General features: G+C 41.2%; 2 protein-coding genes and 1 pseudogene. All 3 read right to left on the bottom strand.

All coding sequences use genetic code 11. The annotated features are described in order from the left end of the window. Nucleotides 1–584 (bottom strand): DUF3987 domain-containing protein (locus ACFIKU_RS09575; RefSeq protein ID WP_375657368.1); only part of this gene is annotated, 584 nt, incomplete at its 3' end. Nucleotides 585–595: 11 nt separating this feature from the next. Beyond that, nucleotides 596–1,499 (bottom strand): annotated as a pseudogene (locus ACFIKU_RS09570) (toprim domain-containing protein). 98 nt (nt 1,500–1,597) lie between these two features. Next, nucleotides 1,598–1,783: helix-turn-helix transcriptional regulator (locus tag ACFIKU_RS09565; RefSeq protein WP_375657367.1), on the bottom strand; the 186-nt coding region annotated here is incomplete at its 5' end.

Raw genomic sequence — 1,783 nt, 5'->3', positions numbered from 1 at the left:
TCAGACAAAAGAGCACGGGCTGTTTCAAGATCTCCTTTTTTGATCGCTTTATGGGCTTGTTTTTTCTTTTCTGATTTATCTAAAGTTTCAAGTATCTCTTCAATTTCTTGTTTTTCTTTCTGTTTTAACCAGTCTTTATACCATTGCTTTTGAAGGCAAGTAATGGGAGCTAAAGCGGCTTTCATGGCTGGTGTTTTCATGGTTGAAGGCTGTCCAATAAGAGCGCCCCAGAGATTAGGGACAATCGTCCAATCATCATGTTGTTTTGGAGCAACCCGCACGCCATTACCAATGACAGCCGCCAAACCGCATAAAGCAGAGACAGCAATAAAATCCATTGGAGCTTGTTGACGCTCTGAAACGTCATAAATATAGTCCATGAATGGCATTGGGAGCTGTAATGGATTAAAAGGTTCAACGGGTAAAAGAGCACTCTCAATCTGTTGTAATTCCTTCCAACCGTTTTGTTGCAAGGCGACTTCATAAGGAATGGCTTTTAAACAAGTATTTTCGTTTAAAGAGACATTATCGTTATCATTGACGGGAGTATTTTCATTCTTGTTTTGTAAATTACTATCTTTCATAGTTTCCTCTTTTAAGAAAGTAATACGTTATTAAAATCAGTTCCTTTTGGGGCTTGCATGATAAAGACCTCAAAGCCTTGGCTATAAGCACGCTTTGCAAGGGTAAGACCTGCTTTACGACCCGCATCATCGCCGTCCATTGCAATTGTCAGACGTCCTTTTGTATGGGGTAAATTCACACGCATCATGCCACTGGTTGAAAGAGACGCCCATAAATCAACGGGCTCTGATAACAACCCAGACAGAAGAGACAGACCCGTTTCAATGCCTTCACAAATAACCAGATGTTTGGGATTGGATTGACTTAAATGCACCCCACCGCCCATGACAGAACCCAACATGGCTTTTGCTGGTTTTTGATCTGTTTTACAGCCATTGGCTTGTAAAAAGGTTCTATGAATGGCAAAGGAGCCAACACCCTTAACAAGAGCCACCAACGCGGGCAGTGTAATCCCTAAAGGGTGTGGACATTTGCTATGAAAGCGTAAATCAGCAGGCAAATCACATGTAATACCCCGCATACGTAAATAGGTTTCTGCTAAAGTATTTTTGATCTGCTAAAGTATTTTTGATTGGTTGGCATTGTTGCCAAATTGCTTTTGCTCTCTCTGCTTTCTGTTTTGCTCGTTTGAGATCAGCAGAAATCTGTTTGGATAAAGAGAGCGTATGATCATAAGCTTTATCAAAAAAGGCTTGTTTTCCAAGCAAGCCAATTCTAATGAGCGCTTGTATGATCTCTCTAAAGGAGCAGCCAGCATAACAATAAAGTAAGAGACGCCCATCATGTCCATGAGAAAGGGATAAGCTAGGCAGCCTATCATCATGAGCAGGACAACGGGCTATCCCATAATATCCATGCCAAACCCCATGCAAGGCATGTGTAATGCCCTGCGCATTCTTAAAAGAACACATCATTTTTATCCTATGATTATTGCACCATAGGACGGATTATGCTAACTCTAGGGTGATGAGTGTGAGAAAGCCTTGTCCGTCCTTACGTGACAAGGTTTTTTTTATGCCGCGTCGTTATAACGTTGCTGTTTTTCTTGCTCGATGACATTCAAAAGATCTGATTGTAACCAACGCGATAAAAAGCCAAATTTTAAAGGTTTTGGCAAAGAGCCATTGGTAACATGACGGCGGAATGTTGAGACACTCATATGAAGCAATTTTGCACTTTCACGGTCTGTCAAAAGAAT

The organism is Bartonella sp. CM120XJJH, assembly GCF_042194715.1.
In the GTDB taxonomy this organism is placed as follows: domain Bacteria; phylum Pseudomonadota; class Alphaproteobacteria; order Rhizobiales; family Rhizobiaceae; genus Bartonella.
The sequence above is the reverse complement of the archived record's forward strand: the minus strand, read 5'-3'. Positions and strand labels throughout refer to the sequence as shown.